This is a genomic window from Alcaligenes faecalis, from assembly GCF_005311025.1.
GTDB classification, from domain to species: Bacteria; Pseudomonadota; Gammaproteobacteria; order Burkholderiales; family Burkholderiaceae_B; genus Alcaligenes; species Alcaligenes phenolicus.
Genome location: NZ_CP031747.1, coordinates 960,167 through 980,892 on the forward strand (window position 1 = coordinate 960,167; position 20,726 = coordinate 980,892).

Sequence of the window (20,726 nt, forward strand, 5' to 3'; positions counted from 1 at the left end):
AAGCGGCCCTGATCATTGGCCTTTGACTGAGAGCTGTTGGACTGTGAGCAAAACCACGACTGAAAAACTGCAGGATGCCGCGTTGGCGCGCTTTGCTGTTCAGGGCTTCGATGCCACCACCATGAACGAGATTGCCGCTGATGTCGGCATCAAGAAGCCCTCGGTCTACGCCCATTTCCGCAACAAGGACGAGCTGTTTCTGAACCTGATTCCGAAGATTGTGGAAGATGAGCTGAACCACGCCCGTCAAGTTCTGCAGGGAGGCGATGACATCAAGGAGCAGTTGCGAGCGTACCTGGAAGGGATACAGGAGCGCTTTGAGCAATCACATCAAGTGCGTTTCTGGATTCGCACCTTGTTTGCGCCGCCTGTGCATTTGTACGATGTGGTGATGCAGCCCATGCATGTGTTCATGGACGATCTGGAACGCATCATCCATCAAGCCTTGGCACAGTCCGCTTTGGCCAAATCGGAAACAGGTTTGAGCGTGGAGACCCTGGCCATGACGTACATGGCCTTGATCGACAGTCTGCAAAGCGAGCTTTTGTTTGGTGGTGCGCACAAATACCAGCGGCGTCTGGCATCGGTCTGGAGGGTATTTGAGGCGGCCTTGAGAGCAGGCCGCCCGGCCTGATCAGGTTTTCTCGCCGTTCTGGGCGTCCTGATAGGCTTTGGCTGCATTGTGCACGTGTTGGGTGGCCAGCAGGTTGGCCAGATCACCATTACCGGCCACAACCGCATTGAGGATCTGGGAGTGATCTTCCCAGTTTTGGCGGATGCGCTGCAAATTACTGGGCGCAAATAACAGGGCGGTGCGGTCACGCAGGGAGCGCATGAGCTCGGTCAGAACAATATTGCCCGACATGGTGGCCAGGGTTTCATGAAACTGGCGGTTCAGGGATTTGAGCAAATCCAGATTGCCGGCATCCATGGCTTCATGGCCCTGGCTCAGGATGGTTTGCAGCTTTTCGATATTGGCTGGGTCCCGGCGTTGGGCGGCCAGTTTTGCATTCAATCCTTCGAGCGTGGCGCGCACTTCAGCCATGTTGTAGGCAATCTCAGTCGACAGGATAGCCACTGAGGCCCCACGTCGTGGTTCGATCGTGACCAGACCTTCTGAGGCCAGCTCGCGCAGGGCTTCCCGTACCGGAATACGCGAGACGCCCAGTTCGCTAGCCAATTTACCTTCTACAAGGCGATCCCCCGGATGAAATTCTCCGCTCAAGATACGCTCGCGCAATTGGTCACGGATAACCGCAAACAATGACGCATGTTGATCGCCCAAGCGACGGCTTTCCGCGCCGGAAAGGGTGTTGGGAAGGCTGAAACTGGGGATATTCATGGTGCGACCTGTGCAATTGGGCAAAAGGGCCAGCCACGATTATACGGTGTGAGCGCATTTTTCTGAATATGGTATACAGTTTGCGGCCTAAGCATCCTCATCACACGCTGCGGGCGATCAAGACCACGGCGCTTAGCGAACAAATCCCCAATAGCAGTCTACGCATTAGCGGCATGCTGACTTTATGACGCCATCGTCCTGATAAGGCGAAGCCCAGCAGCATGAAGGGGTAGAGCACAATGCTGAGCATTGCCTGTTGCCAGGAGAACAGGCCAGCCACCATAAGCAGGATCAAGGACAGGCTTGCCCCTAAAAACAGAATAAGACCCAATGAGGCGCGTAGCTGTGCAGGAGCCAGGTTTTGCATGGCAATTGCCAGAGCGGGAGCGCCTACCGAGGTCAGGGTTCCCATGATGCCCGAGGCAATGCCCGCCAGGATCATGTTTCGTTTGGAAGGCAGGATGCGCAAGCCCCAGGCACTCAGTGCGACTGCGGCCAGAATGGCCAGGGCAAAACCCAGATTCACCGCCTCTATGGGTAGTTGTGTCATGGCCAGTATGGCAATGATCGATCCGGTGGCACGGCCACCCAGTGCACAGACAACCACATCGGGCACGATATGTTGACGCTCTCGCAAGGCCGCCAGCAAAGAGACGCTGCCACCCAAGGCCAGTAGAGGGCCTGGAACCAACTGCGGAAATATCAAGGCGGCAATCGGCGCGACCAGCATTGCAAACCCAACTCCGCCAACGCCTTGCAAAAAGGCGGCCAACACAACCAGCAAGGCCATGAGCAGCCAGGAGAGCGGGTCCACCAGATCAATCAAAGCCGCCATAGTTTCCTCTTCATTTGTATAAGGTATTCAATCTAAGTGTTTCAAACATAAAACTCTTAGAGTTTTCCCCAGTTTTTGATAGTTTTTTCTGATTCGAAATCACAATTGAAGATAGTATACCGTTTCAGATGTGCTCGATATTCAGAAAAAAGAGAAGGAAGGGGGATACATGCAAAGCGACGTGGTGCTCAGTGCGGCGCACTGGGCTTATTTGATCAGCGTTCTGGTCATCATCATTACGATGATTTTCCGGGCCAATGTGGTGGTGCCATCGGTTATTGGCACCTTGGCGGTCGTCACCGCCATGACTGGCAGCCCTATCCAAGGCTTCATCAGTATTTTTTCAGCCAGCTTTGTGGCCGCCCAGGAACTGTTCAATATTTTCCTGGTAATCACGTTCATGACTGCCCTGCTGAACTCGTTAAAGAGGCTGGAGGCCGATGTGAAGATGGTGGCCCCCTTCCGCAAGGTCATGGTCAATAGTGCCTCGTCCTTTCTGATGATTGCGGCGGCTACCTACTTTATTTCCCTGTTCTTCTGGCCCACACCCGCTGTACCTCTGGTGTCGGCCATTTTGCTGCCGGCGGCGATTGCGGCTGGCTTGCCTCCCCTGTTCGGGGCGATGGCTATCGCCATCTGTGGGCAGGGCATGGCGCTATCGTCCGACTACATCATTGGCGTTGCTCCTGGCATCAGCGCCAAGGCAGCCGGTGTCGGAGCCGATGTTGCCGTGCTGGCGGATCGTGCGCTGGTGCTTTCCTGGATTACCGGTGGCGTTGCGCTGACGTTGACATTTTTGCTGATGCGCCGCTATTTCAAACCGGCAGATAGCCGTTTGCTGGATGCCTGGATGCGCCAGGCGCCGGATAGCACCCTGGATGAAGTGGAATCCCAAGGCACGTATGACAAGGCCGAGATTGCTCGTGGCACGGCGGGTAATGAACACACGGTGCATCCCGGCCTGAGCCCCAAGGAAGAGCGCTATTCGCGCATTCTGGCCTGGATTACGCCACTGGCGTTTCTGGCGGTGATTGGCATCATGCTGTTGCCCCGCTTTATCCCGTCCTTGCCTGTCCTGCGGGGTGGCGACGCCGCCGGTTTGGTAGGGGGCGTGGCCTTTGTGTTGATGATGATTGCCACCTGTATGGCAGAAGGGCCGCGCCGCATGCTGGACACCTGCCCGGACCATATGACCGATGGTTTTGTATTCGCCTTTCGTGCCATGGGTTCGGTGCTGCCCATTGCCGGTTTCTTCTTCCTGGGTGCCAGTGAAGCAACGTCTGCCATTTTGGGCACTCCACTGGAACAAACACCCAGTCTGCTGTTCGAGCTGATCTCGGCGGGGCAGCATCTGATTCCGGACAATCATTTTCTGGTGGCTTTTGGTGTTCTGTTGGTGGGCATGATCTCGGGCATTGATGGCTCGGGCTTCTCGGGCCTGCCATTGACAGGAACCCTGGCCTCGGCCTTGAGCCCGGTATCCGGGCTGGAGGTTGAAACTCTGGCTGCGGTAGGACAGATCGGTGCTATCTGGACGGGCGGTGGCACTTTGATTGCCTGGTCTTCATTGATTGCCGTGGCGGGCTTTGCCCGAGTGCATGTGCTGGATCTGGTGCGAGCCCTGACGGTTCCTGTGCTGGCGGGGATGGCCCTGTCAACAATTTGCGCTGTGCTGGTGTTCGGATGAGCGATATGAGTACGACAGCCTATCGCGCCGGTGAAAAGCAGGGCTTGGGGAAACATTGGGCCGTTGCTGCCGGGCACCCCTTGGCGGTGCGGGCCGCGCAGGCCATGCTGGAACTCAAGGGTAGTGCAGTGGATGCGGCTATTGCTGCCGATGCTGTCATGGGGGTTGTCGAACCTATGGCGACAGGCATTGGTGGCGATCTGTTGGCCATGATTGCATCGCCCGACAGTATGCCAGTGGCTTATAACGGCAGCGGAGCGGCGCCCCTGCTGTTGAAGGCTGAGCAGGTTCAGGCTTTGCCTGGGGGACGGATTCCGGAGCGTCATGTGTTGTCCATTACCACGCCTGGCCTGGTGCGAGGGTGGTGGGATATGCACCAGCGCTATGGCCGTCTGGACTGGGCCTGCTTGTTTCAGCCTGCCATTCAGGCAGCGCGGGAAGGTTTTGCGGTAGCGCCGGTGGCGGCGCGTGAATGGCAAATTTTTGATTTTGTACTGCACCGCGATCCCGTGTGTGCCGCCCTGTATAGGGCGGGCAAGCCTCCCAAGGCGGGGGAGCAATACCTGAACCCAGAACTGGCAGCTGTCTTGCAGGACATCGCCACGCAAGGCCCCGATGCCTTCTATCTGGGGCGTCCCGCGCAGCAGGCAGAGCAGGCAATGGAGCAGGTACAGGGGCTGTTGAGGGCTGAGGACTTTCGCCGCCATAAAGGGTTTTTTTGCGAGCCTGTCAGCGCATCGCTGGGAGAGTTCAGTCTTTATGAATGCCCCCCCAACACGCATGGGGTGGCAGTCCTGGACGCCGTGCAACGCGCCTGGAAACGTCCGGTTGACCAGGATGCGGCGGAGCTGGAACTGGTCAAGGCGACCGAAGCGGCGATGGTTCAGGCTTCACGGGTCGTGTGTGATCCGGCAGGCAATACGGTCTGCACGGTTGTGGTCGATGCAGACGGGTTGGCGGTTACGTTCATGTCCAGCATCTTCAAACGGTTTGGGTCAGGCTATGCCGTGCCCGGCTGTGGGTTTGTGCTGCAAAACCGGGGGTTCGGTTTCTCCGAGCCAGGGCATGTGAATGGCCCGGGGCCGGGCAAACGGCCCTATCACACGGTGGTCCCGTCTTTGGCCTTGAAGTCCGGCCAGTTCCATATGGGACTGGGCGTGGTGGGCGGCTTGATGCAACCCCAAGGGCAGATACAGATATGGACCCGTGTTTTGCGCGATGGCTGGCCTTTGGATAAAGCGATGTTTGAACCGCGCTGGCGTCTGGAAGGGGCCGGGCGTCTGGCCCTGGAGGACGGTTTTGATGCGAACCGTACAGCTTTTTTGCGTGAGCACGGGTATGTGCCGCCTGATAAAGGCGTAGGCGAACTGGCTGGCCGCAGCGACTTTGGCGGGGCTCAGGCGGTTGAGCGCTTGGCAGACGGCCGTTTGCAGGCTGTTTCTGACCCTCGTAAGGATGGTTGCGTGGCGCTGGCCTGATAATCGGGCAGGGTTATTCCCTACTTTCTAAAATAGTAGACGGTATACAATATACTTAAATAATCCAAACCTCATCTTTCGTCGGCTGCTGTCAGGGCGACGTCTTTCAACAAGGAAACAGTCATGGAAAAACTGCTGAATCGCGATGAATTTCGCACCGCATTGGAAACCGCCATTAAAGGGAAAAGTGCCAATACTTCCCCTTTCAGCATTGCCTGGGCCAGCGGCAAATTAAGCCGTGAGCATCTGGCTCGCTGGGCTGAAAACCACTACCACTATGTCGGCCCTTTTGCTGACTACCTGGGCTATCTGTATGCCCGCACCCCCGCCGAATACGTAGAAGCCAAAGACTTCTTGCTGGCCAACATGTATGAAGAGGAAATTGGGGGTGACCGTCACACAGACCTGTTGATCCGCTTTGGCGAAGCGTGTGGCACGACACGGGCTCGGATCGAAGATCCTGACAATATGAATGCCACCACCCGCGCCTTGCAGGCCTGGTGTTACGCCATTGCCATGCGTGAAGACCCCGTTGTTGCCGTTGCAGGGCTAGTCGTGGGCCTGGAGTCTCAGGTGCCCTCCATTTACCGCAAGCAGACACCAACCCTGCGTGAAAAATACGGCTTCACCGATGAAGAAGTGGAATTTTTCGATCTGCACATTGTGTCGGACGAAATTCACGGTGAGCGTGGCTACCAGATCGTGCTTGAGCATGCCAATACCGTAGAGCTGCAACAGCGCTGCTTGCGTATCTGCGAAATTGGTGCCGAGATGCGTCTACTGTATACCACCTCCTTGTACAACGATTACGTCAAAGACGAAATCAGCCTGCAAGAACTGCAGCTGGAAGCAGCCTGAGCCAGACAGCCGAGCGGGCAGATGGGCTGCCCGCCGACCTAGAAACAAGGAAGTACAGCGGTGGACAATCTCAAGGACGTCGTTTTCGACAATTACATTGATGGGCAGTGGCTGCCCAGCCAGAGCGGGCGTACGCAGCCCAATCTGAATCCGGCCGATCGTGACGATGTAGTGGGGGCTTTCCCATTGTCCACGGCTGAGGACGCAAAGGCGGCTGTTGCAGCTGCTCAGGCTGCCTTTGCAGGATGGCGAGCCACGCCTATCTCCGCTCGAGCTCGTGTGCTGAATGCGGCGGCAGCCTGGCTTGATGCCAATGTGGACCGTATCGCTCAGGGCCTGACGCGAGAAGAGGGCAAAACGCTGGCGCAAAGCAAGATGGAAGTCGGGCGCTCGGCCCAGACCTTGCGTTTTTATGCGGTTGAAGGCCAGACCTATACCGGCGAGACCTTCCCCCAGGATGATGCGCAGCAACTGGTGTACACCCAGCGTGAACCATTGGGCGTGGTGTCCGTGATTGCGCCCTGGAATTTCCCTATCTCCATCCCGGCACGCAAAATTGCCCCCGCATTGATCACCGGTAATACCGTCGTGTTCAAGCCTTCATCCGACACACCTTTGACGGGCTATTACCTGTGCGAAGCCTTTGCGCAAGCCGGGATTCCGGCGGGTGTGCTGAATCTGGTGCATGGCAGGGCCAGTGAAGTGGGGCCCACGCTGGTGCAATCTCCTCAGGTACGCGCTATTTCGTTTACTGGTTCGACCCAGGCGGGTGAAGACATTTGTCGTCAGGCACGCATGAGCACCCGGACTCAAATGGAGCTGGGTGGCAAAAATCCCTTGATTGTCATGGAAGACGCCGATCTGGATCTGGCCGTCAAACTGGTGGTTCAAGGCGGATTCTCCTTGAGCGGCCAGGCCTGCACGGGAACCAGCCGTGTGCTGGTGCATCGTCAGGTCAAAGAAGAATTCACGCGGCGCCTGGTAGAGAAAGTCAGCGCTTTGACCGTGGGTAATGGTTTGAATGGCAACCCCGATCTGGGCCCGATTGCCACCGAAAGCCAGTTGGAAAGCATTCTGGAATATGTGGCCATCGGCAAGCAGGAAGCCACCCATTTACTGGGCGGCGAACGTTTGACTGAAGGTGACTACGCACGGGGCCTGTTCATGCGTCCGGCTTTGTTCACAGACGTGACCCAGCAAATGCGTATTGCCCGCGAAGAGATTTTTGGTCCGGTGATTGCCTTGCTGGAAATCGATTCCTACGAGCAGGCACTGGCCATGGCCAATGACACCGAATACGGCTTGTCGGCCGCCATTGTGACGCGCAGTGCTGAATATGCGCATCGCTTCGCCAATGACATTGAGGCCGGGACGGTCAAGATCAATCGCACCACAACCGGCAACTTGATCAATGCTCCCTTTGGTGGACTGAAACAGTCCAGCACCTCCACCTTCCGCGAGTCGGGCCGGGCGGGCCTGGAGTTCTATACCCAGATCAAGACCGTGTATCGCGGTATCTGAATTTTATTAACCCGAAATACTGAGAAGACATATGAAAAAGATCCTACGTCTCGAACAGCGCGAAGCGCGCTTGATGGTGGACGCGGCGATTGCCAAATCCAAGGAGATTGGCGTGCTGGAGACCGTTTGCGTGGTTGACGAAGGGGGCTACCCCATCGTGATGGAGCGCATGGATGGGGCACGTATTACCGGCGCCCAGATTGCCTGGAACAAGGCGTTTACCGCTGCAGGCCACAAGCGCTCCACCCATTTGTTCACCACGCCGCCTAATGGCCCCGCCTTGCCGGGTAACGAAGCCTTCGGGATTCAGTTGAGCTTTGAAGGTCGCTTTGCTGCTTTTGTAGGCGGCTACCCCATCGTGGTCAACGGCGAAGTCATTGGTGGCATAGGCCTGAGCGGTGGTAACGGCGAGCAGGATACGGCAGCCGGTGTTGCTGGCTTGCAGGCCTTGGCCGAGGCCTTGAAGGCAGAGGGTCTGGACGTGCTGGTTCAGGCGGACATCAAGAAATAGTGGCATCAGGAGGACGGGTCATGGCCCATCGTGTCGATATCAAGGAAACCGGCGAGCAGTTTTGGGTAGAACCGCAAGAGACCATCTTGCAGGCCGCCCAGCGCCAAGGCGTGCGCATTTATAGCGACTGCGAGTTTGGTGGCTGCGGGACCTGCCGCATTCAGGTCACCCGTGGGAAGGTTTGTTATGAGGATGACTGCCTGCCCATGAGCATTGCTGATGAAGAACACGAGCAGGGCCATGCCGCCGCCTGCCAGGCACGGCTCGATGCCGATATTGAGATCAGTCTGGCCGCACATCGAGATGACTTGCCTGAAACCCGGCAAGTCCGGGCGCAGGTTCACAGCGTGGAAAGGGCATGTCAGGGGATCTGGCGTCTGATTTTACAGTTGCCGCAGGACGTGCAAGTGTCGTTCCGTCCAGGTCAGTATCTGAACATCTTGTTCGAGGACGGGCGTGCACGCAGTTTTTCCATGGCCAATGCCGATGCCGCACAGGGGCGCATTGAATTGCATGTGCGGGAAGTGGAGGGTGGGCGTTTCACCCAGGTATGTTTGCCGACCCTGAAAGCGGGCGACGAGCTGCTGCTGGAACTGCCCTTGGGCGTGTTCTATTGGCGTGAGCGCGACTGGCGACCCATGGTCATGGTGGCAACCGGAACTGGCATTGCCCCCATCAAGGCGATTCTGGAGTCCTTGCTGGACAAGGATGATTGCCCGCCTGTCAGCCTGTATTGGGGAATGAATCGGCCCGAAGACCTGTATCTGGCCCAGGAGATTGAATCTTGGGCTGAGCGCTTGTGCGAGTTCCGTTTTGTCCCTGTGCTCTCCCATGCTGACGAGAGTTGGCAAGGCGCGCGCGGCTATGTGCAGCAACAGGTGTGCCGGGATGAACCTGACCTGTCAGAGCATGCCATTTATTTGTGTGGCTCGCCCGTGATGATTGAGCAGGCCCGTGGTTTGTTCAAGGAGCATGGCGCCAATGAGCAGTTCATGTATGCCGACGCCTTCAACTTTCAGTCTGATCCCAGCTCGGCAGAGCCTTCTCTTGTCTAGGCTCGGTGGGGGAGTTGGTCCTGACCGGCTTCGGGGTCGCGCTTCTTGCGGCCGCCAAACAGTTCAGTTAATGAGGGCAGGTTGATGAGCGGGATACGACGGCGCAGATGCTTGCGCTTTGCCAAGTGTGGCAGCAACTGCTCGCCGACGGGACGCTGCAGATAGCGAAGTTCGACGGGGGTTTTCATGATGATCTCGTTAATGGGTTTGAATTGAATTAAGTATACCGCAATAGGGGTTTCTACTCAAATTGACGGATATTTGTGTCTAAAAACAAGAAAAACTGTTGCTTGAAGGTTGCGGTTTTTATCTTGGTATACCGTTCTTGGTTTTTCAGGCGGTCAGGGCTCGCAATCCGGTCGCATTATTGGCAGCCAGCAGGAGGTTTCATGCCAACCATTACTTTTCATAAAAACGGCCAGACGCATGTGGGTGAGGTGCAGGAGAACACCAATCTGGTGGTCCGGGCGGGTATCAAGCAATTTCCCTTTCCGCATTTGACCTACGGTTGTGGCATGGGCAAGTGCGCTAAGTGTGCCTGCCGTGTTCTGGAGGGGGGCGAGCATTTGCCAGCGGCCAACTGGAAAGAGAAAAAACAATTGGGCGAGCGACTCGATCAGGGCTGGCGGCTGGCCTGTCAGCTATGGATTAATCAGGACATCGTTCTGGAGCAAGCTGAAACACAGGAGGTGCAGTGATGTATGTGGTGCTGACCAGCAAGCCAGGGGAATACCGCACGGAACCGGGCGTGGGCGTGGAGATGGTGGCGGCCTATGAATACCATTTTCAGGGTCGTTTCAAGGCGGTGTTTGCCATTGCGCGTATTCAGGAAGGCTCGCGCGTTCGCATTGTGGAAGAGACGCCAAATGGCACGGTCAATGACATCCCTACCCGGCAAATGGAAAAGTTTGCAACAGTCGAACAGGCTTATGAAGAACTGGCCGGATTGACGCACTTTGGCAGCATACAAGCCGAATTGCGTCAGTGTGAGCTTGACGGTCACCAGGCAGGGGCACAGACCCCGGCACAGCAGCAATCCTGAGGTAGCAGAATATGGTTCAGATTACATTTGCGTCGAATAATGATTTGGTGGTGTCTGCCGCCGAGAACAGTAACTTGCTGCGGGTTTCCATCCGCGAGCGCGGTGGCATCCCGTTCAAATGCGGGGGCGGGATCTGCGGCACCTGCAAGTGCCGAATTACGAAAGGGCTGAGCAATACGGATGAGGTCAAGGCCAAGGAGCACAAGCATTTGTCCGAGCAGGATCTGGCAGAGGGTTTTCGTATGGCGTGCCAGACCTTTGTTCGTGGTGACGTTACGGTGAGCTGGTAAAAGGAGCGGCCATGCTGCATTTGACCGATCAGCAACTACACGAGCTGCTTGATGCGCCTGCCGTACAAGAGGTGCTGGAGCAGGCTTTCATCGAGTTTGGGCAGGGCCACGCGGCCCAGCAGCGTCGTGTACGCACGCAGGTGGGCGATACCCGCTTGTCGACCTTGGGTGCGGTCATCCCAGGCCAGCAAGTGGCGGGTGCCAAGATTTATACGACCGTGCATGGCGCATTCAATTTTGTCATTGTGCTGTTTGATGCACTGAGCGGACAGGCTTTGGCCACCTTGGATGCTGGCGCGATCACGCAATGGCGTACTGCAGCCTGCTCGGTACTGGCAGCACAGCGTGGCGCCAATCCCCATTCGCAAACCTTGGGAGTGCTGGGTCTGGGTGCCCAGGGGATGGCGCATGCCCTGCAGTTTTGCCAGACTTTTGATTTGCAGCGTGTGCTGGTGTGGAGCCCGAATGTCGATGAGAAGCGCTGCCACCAGCTGGAGCTGGAGTGTGGTGTGCCTGTGCGAGCCGCCCGAGCGGAAGAGATCGCCGCACAGGCGGATATTCTGGTCACGGCCAGCCGCAGTCGCGATCCCCTGTTTGATGGACGCAGCCTGAAGCCCGGCTGCTTTGTCGCCGCCGTTGGCTCCAGTTTGCCAACAGCGCGGGAATTGGATGATGCCTGCCTGCAGCGGGCAGGCAAGATTGTGGTGGAGTGGGGTGAGCAGACTCTCGCGGAGGCGGGGGACCTGATTCTGGCCGCGTCCGATTGCGGTGTTTCGGACAAGTTGTGCGAGTTAAGCGATTGGTTGCAATTAGACCGGGGACAAGGCTACGACGCACAGGGAATTTGCGTGTATAAATCAGTGGGTGTGGCGATTGAAGATATTGCCGTCGCTGGATTGGCGTATCGCCGTCATCAGCTTGGCAAGACAGCGCAGGAGGCGCTTGCCGCACACTGAAAAACGACAATAATTCAAGCATGTTGGGGGTAGGCAATGGGGATGGCAGGCTTTTCTTCTTTAGGCGAATTCAAGCAGGCACTGACCCGGGACTACAACCGCATCAACAGCAGTATTTTTGCATCAGGTGTCGTGACGCTGAAGATTGATGTGCTGGAGGATCGGATCAGCATGTTGGCGGTTCATAAACGCCAGCCTGCCTTGCAGACGTTGAGCCGTGAAAATGCACATATTGCTGATCTGGCGGATCTGTATCTGATCAAGGCCTTCAAAAAGGAGATGAAGCAGGTTTTGGTGGACGAATATGGGCTGGATGTGGTGGCCATATTCAAGGACTACGACGCCGCGGCGCAATTGTCTTCCACCATGGTGTTGTTGCAAAAAGGAGTGTGAATGCAGTGGCATTGGTGAGAACCGTTGCCCTGAATTCCGAACCGATAAAAAGAAGCTGACTGGTAGACAGTCTTGTTGTCCTTCCGTCCGCAGTGGATTGCCTGATGTGCAATTTGCTCTGGAGCCAAGCCCAGGCCCTGACAGGTCCGCTTGGGGAAGTTGCCGACAGGAAGTGCTCGCATACCGCCGGCCTCGGACTCTGGGATACCCCAGGGTTCGAGGCCGGCTTTTTATTTGGAGACAAAATCATGGCCTATGTAGCCGATTTGCTGGATGCATTGAACGTAATCACGGGGGGACGCATGGTGTCCTGTATGGATGAGGTCAAATGCGGCCACCATCCCTTCGTGATCTGGAAGTCCTCTGGAATTTACGGCAAGGAAGTACTGGAAATCCCAGGCTTGATTCATGGGGACCCTAACAAGGAAGTGCGCAAGGTGGCGGTGTGCATGACCATGTCCGAATTGAGCATTGAGCTGGCGGGCGCAACCGGGGTGGACGCCATTGTTGCGCATCATCCGATCGCCGATGCCGCCAGTTGCGGGGGCGTGACCCTGAAGGATTACCTGGACCTGTATGGGGTGGCTGCCCTGGAGTGTCATGAGGCGTTTCATGGTTTGCATCCGGGCATCGCGTATCTGCATGGCCACAAAGTCGCTAAAAGCGATATTGCCTATGGAGGCATTCATGGCAATGTGATGTTCGTGGGCGAACCATTGGATGGGGTGAGCACTTTGGGCGACATGCTGGATCGGCTTGACGGCTTCATGGGGCTGGATCTGGAGGATCAGGTCTTGCAGGCCGAACGCCGCATCAAGGGCAATGAAAACATTCTGGAGACCAGCACCTTGACGCGTGGTGCGATTCGGCTAGGGGAGCGCAACAGTCGCGTCGGGCGTATTTTGCACATTTTTCCGCATACGGGATTCAGCCCCGACCATCTGCGTCAGGCGGTGGCCGAGAACCCGGGCGTTGACACGGTGCTGGCCTCTATCAGCCGGGTCTACGACGGTCATGCGCTTATCGAATGTGCTCGTGAATTGGGTCTGAATTTCCTGGTGGGCAATAGCCACGTGCTGGAGATCCTGGAGAATGGCCTGCCCTTGGCCTATGCCTTGAGTGCCTTGCTCGATGGCGTCGAGGTGGTGATGTTCCGTGATCGGGTGACGTCCACGCCTGTGCACCAGGTGGGTGGGGCCCGCCTGCGTGAATACGCCCAGCATTTTTCGACGGCTCATTTGATGGGCAAGAACGTGTTGAGCTTCCAGTAGGTCCAGCTTCCTGAACGGAGAGAGACATGGATAACAAAACAATAGAAATAGACAAAGTAGTGCATGTAGCGCCTGCGGGCCGTCGGCCCATGGAGCGTATCGAGGCGGTGGGCCTGGGCTTGCTGCTGCTCGCCATGCTGACGCTGTTTTTCTTTCCCGCTACCTTGTCGGGCGCGTTTGATACGGTGCTCAACAAGGTCAAGCCCGTGGTGGTGGATGTATTTTTGACCGGGCAGGTTGGGGTGGCTGTCATTATCAGCGTCATCATTGGACGCTTGCTGGAGCGTTTGGGTTTTACCGATGCCATGATGCGAGTGTTCATACCGGCGATGCGGGCCATTGGAATCAATCCGGCCGTCATTATTCCCAGCGTGTACAACATTTTTGGCGATATCAACGCCGCTGGTCGTATTTCGGGGCCTTTGTTGCGGCAGGCTGGTGCAACCAAGGACGAGCAAAAGATTGCGGTAGCCACGATGGTGCAGTCTCAGCAGTCGTTCTCCACGTTCATGCTGGGCATGATGGCTTTGACCTTTGCCGGGGTGAATGTCTTTGCCGTTGTGCTGATTGCGATCTTCGGCCCCTTGTTGCTCTCCCCTTTATTGCTGTCGCGGCTGGTTTACCGCAATGTTCGCTCGGTGGATCTGCTGGCAGCCCCCCGTTTCACACCGAATATCGATTTTGCGCCCATGCTGTTCAAGGCCGCCCGCGAAGGAGTGGAACTGTTGCTGCTGATCCTGATCCCGGCTGTGGCCCTGGTGTTCTGTGTCATTGGTTTGCTTGAACATATCGGCATTTGGGCACCTATCAGCGATGTGCTTGAGCGCGGTCTGCTTGCGCTGAATATTCACCCTGAAACGGGCGTGCTGGCGATGCTGGTCAGCCCCACTTTGGCAATGGGCAAGTTGCAGGCGATGGCTTCCACACTGGATCCATCTTTGGTAGTGGGTTCATTTGTACTAGCGTCGTCCGGTTTGCCCTTATCGGCTGTCTTTGGACAGATTCCGGTGGTCTGGGCTGAATGCTCGGATCTGAATGAAAAAGAAGTCATGCTGGCCGCCGTTCTGGGCATTGTGATGCGCTTGTTGACGGCAGTGGTACTGGCTGTGTTTCTCACGCCTTTGATTGTCTGAGTTCCTGTTTGTAGTTCCCCCCACTTTAGGAGCGCTGATGTTGGCGCTCTTTTTTTATTTTGTCTGTTTTCTCCAGGCGTGGTGACTGCCATCGAACTGCCATAAAACTGTAACAGGGCTGAAAGAACACTTGTTTAACCTGAGCCTGTCGTAGTCTTTTTAAGGCAGGGCACCTCGGTGACTCTGGTTCTTTAAGTTGATGCCTTTTTCTGTCCGGCAGCGTGCGCTGCGGCCCATTGCGCTTATTGATGCTTTGCTTTTGTGTCCGGTGTTGCGCCGTGCTGCAAAGCAGGATGCCGGGTGTGGCTTGGTGATGTATTGGCCTGAATGCCTTGTAGGGGACGGAGCATGAACCAGACCCTGGTGACGGTGTTAAGCGGCTATGGAGGCAAAGCGCCAGCCGCCATTTTAGTGCAGGCATGTGGCTTGCGATTGCTGCTGGATGCTGGCGGGCCTTTGTATCCTGGGCAGGTGTGCGATTGGTATGAAGGGCTGGAGGTGGATGCCATTTTGGTGACGCATGATCACCAGGATCATATTGGCTCCTTGTCCAAGTTGCCTGAACACATACCTGTTTATGCCACGGCCTCTACGGCGCGCAGCCTGCCTGCTGGGCGGATCTGGCGTGAGCTGCCAACCCGTGGCACAACTTATATCGGCGATATTGCCGTGCGTACCGGTTTGTCCGGCCATGCTTTGGGGGGGGTCTGGCTGCATCTGGATGTAGGCGGTGGGCTGTTCTATAGCGGGGACTTTTCCTGCGAATCCTTGCTGTTCCCCTTCGATTTGCCGCCGCCCGCGTATCTGGCTTTGCTGGATGCGTCTTACGGTTTGTACGACCAGTCTCATCACGTGGCCTGGAGCATTCTGGAGTCCTTGCTGGAGTCCCATCCCGCCTTGTTGCCCGTACCGCCGTCAGGCCGGGCGATAGAGATTGCCTTATGGCGCCAGCAGCAAGGTTTTGAGGACTGGAGCATGGACGCGTCCTGCTACGAAAACCTGACCCGCATGATCAGCCAAAGCAGTGACTTGTTGTTGCCGGGTGTGCAGCAATCCTTGCGTGAGTTGATGCCGCGTGCGGCTACGTTTGATCCGCAAGCGCACCTGCTGCTGGCCGGTGAGCCGGACGGCTGTCAGGGCAAGGCAGGGGAGCTGATTCGGGAGCGTCAGGCACGGGCTGCGGACCCCAATGCCGAGTCTGGTGAACGCTTGTTGATTCACACCGGCTATGTGGCCCCACATGCACCACGTGGCACGCATACCCTTTGCTGGAATGTGCACCCGCGTTTGACGGATTTACGCTGGCTGGTGGATATGGTGCAGCCACGTTATTGCATGCCTTTGTTCACGCAAATGCATGATTTGCCGACCTGGCGCAATGTGATGGGACCGGCCCTGAGCCTGGAAGGTCACTGGGAACTGCCAGCGACCTCCGTAGGCGTGGTTTAAGCGGTGTAGCGCTCCAGCAAGGCCTCGCGTCGGGCGGGGCTGAGCTTCAAGGCGTTCTGAAAGAAGTTCTCCAGATTGCCGTACGTTTCATCAATCGTCTTGAAGGCGGTTTCCAGAAACTCGGGCTTGACGCCCCATAGAATATCCAGCACTTCGTCACTGATGCCACGGTTGTCGGGCAGATCGGGGCGGCGGAAGAATTGATTGGTCAGCAGATAGTCGTGCATGACATCGTCAGGGTGCACCCCGGCAGCGCGGTGCAGCAGGGCGACGGCAAAGCCGGTGCGGTCTTTCCCTGCCGTGCAATGCATGACTACTGGCGTATCAGCTTGCAGCAGTTGATCAAAGACTTGGCCAAAGGTGGCGGCGTGTCCGGTCACAAATTCGGTGTAGGTCTTGTTCATGGTGCCGTGTGCCGCATCCACATCCACCTGACCTTTGGCCAGCATGTCCATAAAGTCCGGCAAGACGGTGGGCTCGACGGTCAGTGCGTGGCTGGTCAGAAAGCTGTACTGGTAAGGCGAGCGTTTGCGCTCGTGTGCTCCGCGAAAGTCCAGGGAGCGGGCAATGCCCAGCTCTTGCAGGGTGTCCAGGTCCTGGCTGCTCAGATCCGCCAAATGGTCTGAACGATAGACGCGACCCTTACGAAAGGAGCCGGAGTCTGTGGCATAGCCGCCTATATCACGGAAGTTGCTGGCCCCTTCTAAAGGGCAGGATAGGGAACTGGGCAGCGGCGATACGGACACGGCGGACTCCTGTTGAAACGGTGAAAGTCCCATGTTAACGGTCTTGGACGGGATCTGCATATGACAATGCGGTGACAGCTGGGGAGTGCGGGAGGATCGAAAGCACAATGAATGCAAGTGCACGGTTCTGTATCCTCAGAAAGCCATGTATATTCTTTGCTGGCAAGGCCCAGGCAGACAGGCTGGTACACCGCGTCCACGTTCTTGAGGCTTCGGTTTGCTGAAAATGTGAACAGACTTCAAGGTGACGCTGGCGTTTGACAGCCTGCACCGACTAGACAAGAACAGGTGCCGTGCCGAGCCAAGGGGGGACAAGTCTGATGACGCATTCACGCATCGCTCGCGTGCTCATGTGCTGCAAAAAGAGCCCCAGGATATTGGCTAAAGTAGGCCCAAGGTATAAGGTCAATGGTTATTTGAATAGACCGGCGATCAGCCCGGGCGGCCCACAACCGTAATTTTTCAAGGAACAAGCATGTTTGAGCATTTGCAGGCCTATGGTGGCGATCCGATTTTCCGTTTGAACGAGGCATTTCACGCCGATCCGCGCGATCGCAAGGTCAACCTGACCATTGGTTTGTATTACGACGATCAAGGCCGTCTGCCTTTGCTGGATGTGGCTCGCCGGGCTGAAGAACAATGGGCGGCCAAGGGCCAGCCCCGTGGCTATCTGCCTATTGAAGGTTTGGCTTCCTACCGCAGCGCCGTGCAAAAACTGGTTTTTGGTGCCGACAGCAAAGTGCTGCAAGAAGGTCGTGTTGCGACCATTCAGACATTGGGCGGTTCGGGTGCCTTGAAAGTGGGTGGCGACTTCCTGCACGAAGCCTACCCCAATAGCGAAATGTGGATCAGCGATCCAGCCTGGGATAATCACCACTCCATCTTCCGTGGATCGGGCATTCCTACCCACACTTACCGTTACTACGATCCAGCCACGCGCGGTCTGGATTTCACCGGTCTGATGGAAGACATCTCCGTCCTGCCCGAGCACAGCATTGTCTTGCTGCACCCCTGCTGTCATAACCCCACCGGGGCTGATCTGAGCGACGAGCAGTGGCTGCAACTGATCCCTGTGCTGCAACAGCGCAAGCTGATTCCTTTCCTGGACATGGCTTACCAGGGGTTTGGTCGTAGCCTGGATGAAGATGCCTTCGCCGTGCGCGCCATGGTCGATGCTGGCCTGACGTTCTTGCTGGCCAACTCCTTCTCCAAGAACTTCTCCTACTACTCCGAGCGTTGCGGTGGCTTGTCGGTGGTGTGCCAGAGCGCGGATGAAGCCGATCGTGTTCTGGGTCAGCTCAAGGCCGTGGTACGTCGCATCTACTCGAACCCGCCATCGCACGGTGGTCAGGCCATTGCCACCATCTTGTCCGATGAATCCTTGCTGGCCGAGTGGACGGCAGATGTGGAAACCATGCGTCAGCGTATCGCTGCCATGCGCAAGCGTGTGCACGATCGTCTGAAAGAACTGGCTCCTCAATACGACAGCAGCTACTTCGTCAAACAGCAAGGCATGTTCTGCTACACCGGCCTGACTAAAGAGCAGATCCAGAAACTGCGTGACGATTTTGGCGTGTACGTGCTGGAGTCGGGCCGTATCAGCGTGCCAGGTCTGAACCAGTCCAACGTGGATTACTTCGCGGAGTCGCTGGCTGCTGTGGTGGCCTAAGACGCCGAGGTCTTTCCCGCAGAATTAAAGAGCGTGTTTATGGCCCCTTCGGGGGCGGTAAACACGCTTTTTTTAATGCTGAAAATGCATCCGCAGCTGCGTTGATCGTATGGTGGAAGCCGCTTATACGTACCTGTCTGATTGATGCATTCGACTTGTTTTGGCCACTTGGCTGGGGGCTTGAACCTGAACTGAAAAGCGGAACAGTGTCGAGCTAAACCATTGCATAGCCCTGCGCTTTCATAGCTGAAGCACTCAACGGATCATTAGTGCTTAGCCATGGTCAGGCAAGCAGGTCAACCGGCAAGCTGACCGTATTTCGTCGTATTGCGATATTGCTCAGGCTAATGCTTGCAGCAGCAGTTCCTGATTGATCTGCTCCTGCTGCCGCGCCCGGTTCAATAAATAGCGATGAAAATCCTGGCTATGAGGTGACTCAAATGCACCCGCTCGCCGAGTCAGCACATAGGGCCAGGGCAGAGGGAGGGAATGGGAGAAGGGCAGGATCAGCTGCCCGCTGCGTACTTCCTTTTCTATCATCGAGCATTGCGCCAATACAAAACCCTGACCGGCCACCGCAGACTCCAGCGCCATGTGCGACAGAGAAAAAACCCGGAAGCGGTCCAGGGGCGTATCGCCTATGTCTATATCCAAAGACTCAAACCAGTCGCGCCAGGATGGCGGCGAGGTAAAGCGTGGCTGCCAGTCCGAGGACAGCAAGGGATAGTTCAATAGATCACGAGGATGTCGCAAGGCGGCTTGCCCCTGGAGCAGGGCCGGGCTGCAAGCGGGCACGACACGGTCTGTATAAAGCTCGGTAAAGCTGCGGGGGCGGGCGGCGGCCTGACCGTAGGTAATCCGAAAGTCGATTTGCTCGGCTTCCAGATCGGGCTCGGCATGGCTGCCTTTCAGATGCAGTGTCAGCTCCGGGTCGTACTGTTCCTGCCATTGAAATGCCAGCGGTGCCATCCAGGTTTTAAGCATGGACGGCAAAGCGCTGATCGAAAGCAGGCTGGTGTTGCGCGACCGCTCCATTTCTTGCTGGCCGTCGCGTAATAGCTCAAATGCCTGTGTACAGATTTCATGAAAGCGCACCCCCGCCGCTGTCAGTCGCAAGCGTTTGCCTTCTTTGTAAGTCAGGCTGCAGCCCAGCGAGTCTTCCAGCAAACGTAATTGCTGGCTGATGGCACCGGGAGTAATTTTCAGACGACGGGCGGCTTCTTGCAGGCTTTGGCTATGGCCCAGCGTCTCAAAGACTTGCAATGCACGTAAGGGAGGCAAGGTATCCATGATGATCAGACCCCGTCCAGAAAAGTAATTTAACTTTAGAAATTCTAAACGATATGGATAGTAGGCTGAATTTGATTGCGACTATCATGACAAACAAGAGAACATGAATGGGCTCGTTCAGCCATCATGCACCGTATTCAGAGTTGGGGGTAAATCATGTTTGTACGCAATGCCTGGTATGTAGGCGCATTGGCTACACAGCTCGGTCGCAGCTTGCAGCCTGTGCGTATGCTTAGCGAAAACCTGGTGCTGTATCGCCGCGAAGACGGCCAGCCCGTGGCCTTGGAAGATTCCTGTCCGCACCGTCGCCTGCCTTTGTCCAAAGGCCGCTTGATTGGCGACCAGGTGGAATGTGGCTACCACGGCCTGACCTTTGATTGCAGCGGCTCCTGTACCAAGGCGCCCGGTGTGGCGCAAATCCCTAAAAGCGCGGTGGTACGCAGCTACCCCTGTACGGAGCGTTTTGGCCTGGTCTGGGTCTGGATGGGTGATCCTGAGTTGGCTGATCCGTCCAAACTGATCGATATCCCCGAGTGGGACAATCCCGAGTGGGGTGTGAACCGTGGCGACGCCATGGAACTGGACTGCAATTACCTGTACGTCACCGACAATTTGCTGGACCCCTCGCACGTGTCCTGGGTACACCAAAGCTCGTTTGGCAGCCCCGACATCATTGGTCTGCCCTTGACTGTCAAGGTTGAGGACAATGGCGTGACGGTCTCGCGTTGGTCCAAAAATGTGGAAGTTGCGCCGTTTTACAAGCAGTTTGTGAAATTTGAAGGCAATTGCGACCGCAAACAGCAATACGAAGTGCGCTTCCCGTCGCTGGCCGTGATCAAGGCCATCTTTCTGCCCGCCGGTGCGGCTACCGAGGAGCCCAGCGAGTACCACCAGGACGTTTTTCTGATGGACTCCTATAACTTCCTGACGCCTATCGACGAAGAACACACCCGTTACTTCTGGTTCCAGCTGCGCAACTTCAGCCCGGATGACGAGGCGATCTCCAAGATCTTCAACGAAGATGTACGTCACGCGTTCCTGGAAGACAAAGTCGTTCTGGAAGAAGTGCACAAAGCCCTGAAAGAGCGTCCTGCCGCTTTGGATTTGCCCTTGGATTCAGGCCCCTTGCGCTTCCGTCGCAAGATCAGCCAGATGATCCAGGCCGAACAAGCTGCCGCCAGCGAGACAACAACGGCTTGA

22 protein-coding genes are annotated in these 20,726 nt (G+C 56.5%); 17 read left to right on the plus strand and 5 right to left on the minus strand.

All coding sequences use genetic code 11. The annotated features are described in order from the left end of the window. The first annotated feature begins 43 nt into the window (after positions 1–43). Positions 44–634, plus strand: coding sequence for a TetR/AcrR family transcriptional regulator (locus D0C27_RS04410; protein ID WP_009461950.1), 591 nt, complete (start codon positions 44–46; stop codon positions 632–634). Here the strand turns inward: D0C27_RS04410 and D0C27_RS04415 are convergent, their stop codons facing one another. Both D0C27_RS04415 and D0C27_RS04420 read right to left on the minus strand, forming a co-directional pair. Then, positions 635–1,342, minus strand: coding sequence for a GntR family transcriptional regulator (locus D0C27_RS04415; protein ID WP_009461948.1), 708 nt, complete (start codon positions 1,340–1,342; stop codon positions 635–637). 100 nt (positions 1,343–1,442) lie between these two features. Beyond that, entirely contained in the window at positions 1,443–2,177 is a 735-nt protein-coding gene (locus D0C27_RS04420; protein WP_035269638.1) for a sulfite exporter TauE/SafE family protein, read from the minus strand. A gap of 169 nt (positions 2,178–2,346) precedes the next feature. Here D0C27_RS04420 and D0C27_RS04425 point away from each other — a divergent pair, with 169 nt between their 5' ends. From D0C27_RS04425 to D0C27_RS04450, 6 genes are all read left to right on the plus strand, one after another. Continuing rightward, entirely contained in the window at positions 2,347–3,864 is a 1,518-nt protein-coding gene (locus D0C27_RS04425) for a hypothetical protein (RefSeq protein WP_137430496.1), read from the plus strand. A 5-nt stretch (positions 3,865–3,869) separates the two neighbouring features. Beyond that, the gene (locus D0C27_RS04430; protein WP_240688310.1) at positions 3,870–5,342 is read left to right on the plus strand and encodes a gamma-glutamyltransferase family protein; all 1,473 of its coding nucleotides are present in this window, start codon (positions 3,870–3,872) and stop codon (positions 5,340–5,342) included. 123 nt (positions 5,343–5,465) lie between these two features. Further along, on the plus strand, positions 5,466–6,200 hold the full coding sequence (locus D0C27_RS04435; protein WP_022983674.1) for a TenA family transcriptional regulator: 735 nt from the start codon (positions 5,466–5,468) through the stop codon (positions 6,198–6,200). Between the two features lie 60 nt (positions 6,201–6,260). Beyond that, the gene (locus D0C27_RS04440; protein ID WP_137430498.1) at positions 6,261–7,721 is read left to right on the plus strand and encodes an aldehyde dehydrogenase family protein; all 1,461 of its coding nucleotides are present in this window, start codon (positions 6,261–6,263) and stop codon (positions 7,719–7,721) included. A gap of 31 nt (positions 7,722–7,752) precedes the next feature. Beyond that, complete coding sequence (locus tag D0C27_RS04445) at positions 7,753–8,232, plus strand: GlcG/HbpS family heme-binding protein (RefSeq protein ID WP_022983673.1); 480 nt, start codon at positions 7,753–7,755, stop codon at positions 8,230–8,232. Positions 8,233–8,252: 20 nt separating this feature from the next. After that, a complete protein-coding gene (locus D0C27_RS04450) occupies positions 8,253–9,287 on the plus strand; it encodes a 2Fe-2S iron-sulfur cluster-binding protein (RefSeq protein WP_137430499.1) in 1,035 nt (344 codons plus the stop codon). Here D0C27_RS04450 and D0C27_RS04455 read toward each other — a convergent pair. After that, positions 9,284–9,475 (minus strand): hypothetical protein, encoded by a 192-nt coding sequence (locus D0C27_RS04455; RefSeq protein ID WP_105630127.1) that lies wholly within the window; start codon positions 9,473–9,475, stop codon positions 9,284–9,286. The two genes, D0C27_RS04450 and D0C27_RS04455, sit on opposite strands and share 4 nt — an antisense overlap. A gap of 201 nt (positions 9,476–9,676) precedes the next feature. Between D0C27_RS04455 and D0C27_RS04460 the strand changes: the two genes are divergently transcribed. From D0C27_RS04460 to D0C27_RS04495, 8 genes are all read left to right on the plus strand, one after another. Continuing rightward, on the plus strand, positions 9,677–9,985 hold the full coding sequence (locus tag D0C27_RS04460) for a 2Fe-2S iron-sulfur cluster-binding protein (RefSeq protein WP_009457376.1): 309 nt from the start codon (positions 9,677–9,679) through the stop codon (positions 9,983–9,985). Beyond that, positions 9,985–10,329, plus strand: a complete 345-nt coding sequence (locus tag D0C27_RS04465; RefSeq protein ID WP_035269651.1) for a hypothetical protein — start codon at positions 9,985–9,987, stop codon at positions 10,327–10,329. Before D0C27_RS04460 ends, D0C27_RS04465 begins: the two co-directional genes overlap by 1 nt. A gap of 11 nt (positions 10,330–10,340) precedes the next feature. Further along, on the plus strand, positions 10,341–10,619 hold the full coding sequence (locus D0C27_RS04470; protein ID WP_115634603.1) for a 2Fe-2S iron-sulfur cluster-binding protein: 279 nt from the start codon (positions 10,341–10,343) through the stop codon (positions 10,617–10,619). A gap of 11 nt (positions 10,620–10,630) precedes the next feature. After that, a complete protein-coding gene (locus tag D0C27_RS04475) occupies positions 10,631–11,575 on the plus strand; it encodes an ornithine cyclodeaminase family protein (protein ID WP_137430500.1) in 945 nt (314 codons plus the stop codon). A 42-nt stretch (positions 11,576–11,617) separates the two neighbouring features. Further along, on the plus strand, positions 11,618–11,968 hold the full coding sequence (locus D0C27_RS04480; protein WP_035269656.1) for a hypothetical protein: 351 nt from the start codon (positions 11,618–11,620) through the stop codon (positions 11,966–11,968). A 248-nt stretch (positions 11,969–12,216) separates the two neighbouring features. Beyond that, positions 12,217–13,239, plus strand: a complete 1,023-nt coding sequence (locus D0C27_RS04485) for a Nif3-like dinuclear metal center hexameric protein (RefSeq protein ID WP_026483541.1) — start codon at positions 12,217–12,219, stop codon at positions 13,237–13,239. Positions 13,240–13,265: 26 nt separating this feature from the next. Next, positions 13,266–14,372 carry a hypothetical protein gene (locus D0C27_RS04490; RefSeq protein ID WP_137430501.1) on the plus strand — a complete coding sequence of 369 codons (1,107 nt, stop codon included), beginning with the start codon at positions 13,266–13,268 and terminating at the stop codon, positions 14,370–14,372. Between the two features lie 348 nt (positions 14,373–14,720). After that, positions 14,721–15,821, plus strand: coding sequence for an MBL fold metallo-hydrolase (locus D0C27_RS04495; protein ID WP_137430502.1), 1,101 nt, complete (start codon positions 14,721–14,723; stop codon positions 15,819–15,821). Here the strand turns inward: D0C27_RS04495 and D0C27_RS04500 are convergent. Next, positions 15,818–16,567, minus strand: a complete 750-nt coding sequence (locus D0C27_RS04500; protein ID WP_035269673.1) for a tyrosine-protein phosphatase — start codon at positions 16,565–16,567, stop codon at positions 15,818–15,820. The genes D0C27_RS04495 and D0C27_RS04500 overlap by 4 nt on opposite strands. A 475-nt stretch (positions 16,568–17,042) precedes the next feature. Here D0C27_RS04500 and D0C27_RS04505 point away from each other — a divergent pair, with 475 nt between their 5' ends. Then, complete coding sequence (locus tag D0C27_RS04505; RefSeq protein ID WP_026483545.1) at positions 17,043–18,236, plus strand: aromatic amino acid transaminase; 1,194 nt, start codon at positions 17,043–17,045, stop codon at positions 18,234–18,236. Between the two features lie 339 nt (positions 18,237–18,575). Here the strand turns inward: D0C27_RS04505 and D0C27_RS04510 are convergent, their stop codons facing one another. After that, complete coding sequence (locus tag D0C27_RS04510; RefSeq protein WP_009457392.1) at positions 18,576–19,526, minus strand: LysR substrate-binding domain-containing protein; 951 nt, start codon at positions 19,524–19,526, stop codon at positions 18,576–18,578. 156 nt (positions 19,527–19,682) lie between these two features. Between D0C27_RS04510 and D0C27_RS04515 the strand changes: the two genes are divergently transcribed. Next, entirely contained in the window at positions 19,683–20,726 is a 1,044-nt protein-coding gene (locus D0C27_RS04515) for an aromatic ring-hydroxylating dioxygenase subunit alpha (RefSeq protein WP_035269676.1), read from the plus strand.